The 3,412-nt window shown below is 64.3% G+C and carries 4 protein-coding genes; all 4 read left to right on the top strand.

The genetic code is table 11. From position 1 onward, the window contains the following. The first annotated feature begins 10 nt into the window (after positions 1-10). The gene (locus EN925_RS28625) at positions 11-805 is read left to right on the top strand and encodes an FAD binding domain-containing protein (RefSeq protein WP_128337095.1); all 795 of its coding nucleotides are present in this window, start codon (positions 11-13) and stop codon (positions 803-805) included. Positions 806-864: 59 nt separating this feature from the next. Beyond that, positions 865-1,347, top strand: coding sequence for a (2Fe-2S)-binding protein (locus EN925_RS28620; protein ID WP_127370349.1), 483 nt, complete (start codon positions 865-867; stop codon positions 1,345-1,347). Positions 1,348-1,358: 11 nt separating this feature from the next. Continuing rightward, positions 1,359-2,726 carry a xanthine dehydrogenase family protein molybdopterin-binding subunit gene (locus EN925_RS41540; RefSeq protein WP_127388341.1) on the top strand — a complete coding sequence of 456 codons (1,368 nt, stop codon included), beginning with the start codon at positions 1,359-1,361 and terminating at the stop codon, positions 2,724-2,726. Position 2,727: 1 nt separating this feature from the next. Further along, the coding region (locus EN925_RS41535) for a molybdopterin cofactor-binding domain-containing protein (protein WP_128337094.1) at positions 2,728-3,412 on the top strand (685 nt) is incomplete at its 3' end.

Genomic DNA, 3,412 nt, shown 5'->3' with positions numbered 1-3,412 from the left:
GGAGCCAACCATGGCGCTGGCACTGCAGACTTTTGCAACGGTGAAGGACGCTAGCGCGGCACTGAAAGCCCAGGGCACACGCTATCTCGGCGGGGGCACGCTGGTTGTCCCCGCGGCCAATGAAGGCGACGTTTCGGTTTCCGGCCTTGTCAGGTCGACCGAGCCGTCTTTGTCCACCATCGCCGTTGCCGGCGATAAAGTCCGCATCGGCGCTTCGGTGACGATGGCGGCGATCGCCGACCATCCGGAGCTTGGCACGCTCGCCAAGGCCGCCCGTGCCGTCGGAGGCCCGGCCATCCGCAACATGGCGACCGTCGGCGGCAATCTTTTTGCCCCGAGCCCGTATGGCGATTTCGCTGTTGCCCTGCTGGCGCTCGATGCGACGGTCAGCACCGATGACGGTGAAACGCCGATCGAGACTTTTCTGGCCAATCGGGGCGGCAGCCGCGTCGTCGTCACTTCCGTGAGCTTCACGCTTCCGAAGGCCGACAGTTTCCGCTTCCTGAAAGTGTCGAGGGTAAAGCCCAAGGGCGTCTCCGTGCTCAGCATAGCCGGTGCTCTGGAACTGTCGTCGGATGGCTCCGTGACCTCGGCGCGGATCGCGCTCGGCTGCATGGCGGATCGGCCCATGCGCGCCAGGGCGGCGGAAAAAGCGCTGATCGGCCGAACGCTGACCGCTGACGGTATCGCGCCGGCCTTGGCCGCGGCCGGTGATGGCACCTCGCCCATCACCGACCCGATCGCCAGCGCCTGGTATCGCGCCGAAGTCCTGCCGGTTCATCTCGGGCGGTTGCTGCTCGCATAATATTTGTTCGGGGGCGCGCGTCTGTCCGCTGGTTCGGGCAGGCGCGCTGGGAGGAAAACATGGCAAAGGTTCCGGTTCAATTCACGCTCAACGGCTCGGAAAAGGCCGAATTCATCGACAGCGGCACGACGCTGCTTCAGGCGCTGCGCGACAAGATCGGTGACACCTCGCCGAAGGGCGGCTGTCATCAGGGCACTTGTGGTGCCTGTTCGGTCATCATCGACGGCGAACTCCGGCTCTCCTGCCTGACGCTGGCCGAGACCTGCAATGGTGCAACCATCACCACGACATCCGGTCTTGCGGAAGGCGGCGTGCTGCACCCGTTGCAGCGCGCCTTCCTCGACACGTTCGCCACGCAATGCGGCTTCTGCACGCCGGGCATGATCATGGCGGCCAAGGCGCTGCTCGACCACACGCCCAATCCCAGCCGCGACGAGGTGGTCGAGGCGCTGTCGGGCAACATCTGCCGCTGCACCGGCTACGAGCCGATCATCCAGGCGGTGCTCACCGCCGCGCGGTCCAACTCTCAGAACGCGGCTTGAGGTTACAAAAAATGGAACTGCGCAAGAGCTACTTCGCCGATGTCCGCAAGGATGATCTGCACGAGATCGGCCAGCCGCGGCCGCGCTCGGATTCACCCGGCCATGTCACCGGCAAGACCGCCTTTTTCGCCGACCGCAACTTTCCCGGCATGCTGCACCTGAAGATGGTGCGCAGCCCGCATCACCATGCCCGCATCCGCTCGATCGACACCTCCGAGGCGGAGAAACATCCAGGCGTGGTGAAAATTCTGACCGCCAAGGATGTGCCGCACAATGTCTACACCATCCTGATCCTGATCCAGATCGGGCCGGAGGACGAGACGGTGCTTGCCGACGGCAAGGTGCGCTGGAAGGGCGAGGCCGTGGTGGCGGTGCTGGCCGAAACCGAGCGCGCGGCACAAGAGGCCGCAGCCAAGGTCAAGGTCGACTATGAGGTGCTGCCGGCCGTCTTCGACATGGAAGAGGCGCTGAAACCCGACGCGCCGCTGGTCAACGAATATCACGGCCAGAATTATTACCTCTATGATAGCGGCGAGTGCCGTAAGGTGCGCTTCGGCGATGTCGAGGCGGGCTTCGCCGGCGCCGACCACATACTGGAGCAGAGCTACCAGTCTTCGCCGATCGAGCACGCGCCGACCGAGACCACCGGCTGCGTGGTGGCGCCCGAGGGCAATGACCGCTTCACCTGCTACACCAACACGCAGGCGATGTTCTTCACGCTCGACAACACCTCGATCATCCTGCAGATGCCGGGCAGCAAATTGCATTTCGTCGGCGGCACAGTCGGCGGCGGTTTTGGCGGCAAGGTCGACGTCATCGTCGAGCCGATCGCCATCCTCGGCGCAAAACTAACAGGACGACCAGTCTGTTTTATCTACAGCCGCGAGGAGGAGATGCAGATCTCGTCGCCGCGCGCCGCTGAAAAGGTCGTCATCAAGGACGGCGTCATGAAAGATGGCCGCATCGTCGCGCGCAAGGTCACCGGATACACCGATGCCGGCGCCTATTCGCGCCACTCGCCCTATGGCGCGCAGAAGGGCGCGGGGCATTATCCCGGCCCCTACACTATTCCGAACGTCTGGATCGACACCTACTGCGTCTACACCAACCGCACGCCGTCGTCGGCCATGCGCGGCTTCGGCGTCACCATCGGCGATTTCGCGCTGGAGGTGCAGACGGACAAGCTGGCGCGGCTGATCGGCATGGATCCGCTCGAATTCCGCTTCATCAACGCCTATCGCGACGATGATATGAAAGCGCACCGCCAGCCGACAGAGGGCGCCGCACTGATCGAATGCATGCAGGAAGCTTCGCGCGCCGCCAACTGGCCGGTGGCGGAAAAGTACCTGGCGATGTCCTCCTACGTGAAGGGAGCTTGAGATGGCGATCAGGCGCGGACGCGGCGTTGCCGCGATCAACTATCCCACCGGCATGAACCTCGGCGGCGACCCGACACAGGCACTGGTGCACTCGACGCCGACAGGCAATTTCATGGTGACGCTGTCATCGGTCGATCTCGGGCAGGGCATGAAGCAGATCATGGCGCAGATCTGCGCCGAGACCATCGGCGTGCCGACAGACCGCGTCGTCGTCGACACCGCCGACACCGACACCGGCCCGCACTGCATGGGCACCTTCGCCTCGCGCGGCACGCACCGCGCCGGCAACGCCGTCATCCAGGCGGCAAGGGAAGCGCGGCAGGTGATGCTGGAAGTGGCCGCCGAGGAACTGGAGGTGAACGCCTCCGACCTCGAGACAGACGGCCAGGGCAACATCCTGGTCAAGGGCGCCCCGCAAAAATCGATCTCGATCTTCGATGTCGCGCTGTCGGCGCATTTCAAGCGCGGCCGCTCGATCTCGGGCCGCGGCATGTTCCTGATTCCGCGCTCCTATCCGGAGAAAGAGACCGGCGCGATGAAGCCGTCGACCTGCTACGCGCATGCCTGCACCGTGGCCGAGGTCGAGGTCGACGACGAGACCGGCGAGGTCACCGTGCTGACTGTGAAGAACGTCTTCGAGATCGGCCGCGCGCTGAACCCGAAAATGGTCGAACAGCAACTGGTCG

Origin of the sequence: Mesorhizobium sp. M7A.F.Ca.US.006.04.2.1 (assembly GCF_004022915.1) — a bacterium.
Classification (GTDB): Bacteria; Pseudomonadota; Alphaproteobacteria; order Rhizobiales; family Rhizobiaceae; genus Mesorhizobium; species Mesorhizobium ciceri.
This window is presented reverse-complemented; position numbering and strand designations above follow the sequence as displayed.

What these genes read in the sequence shown, in the direction of transcription:
- EN925_RS41540 (WP_127388341.1), top strand. Translation starts at nt 1,359, where the DNA reads ATGGAACTGCGCAAGAGCTACTTCGCCGATGTCCGCAAGGATGATCTG.
- EN925_RS28625 (WP_128337095.1), top strand. Translation starts at nt 11, where the DNA reads ATGGCGCTGGCACTGCAGACTTTTGCAACGGTGAAGGACGCTAGCGCG.
- EN925_RS28620 (WP_127370349.1), top strand. Translation starts at nt 865, where the DNA reads ATGGCAAAGGTTCCGGTTCAATTCACGCTCAACGGCTCGGAAAAGGCC.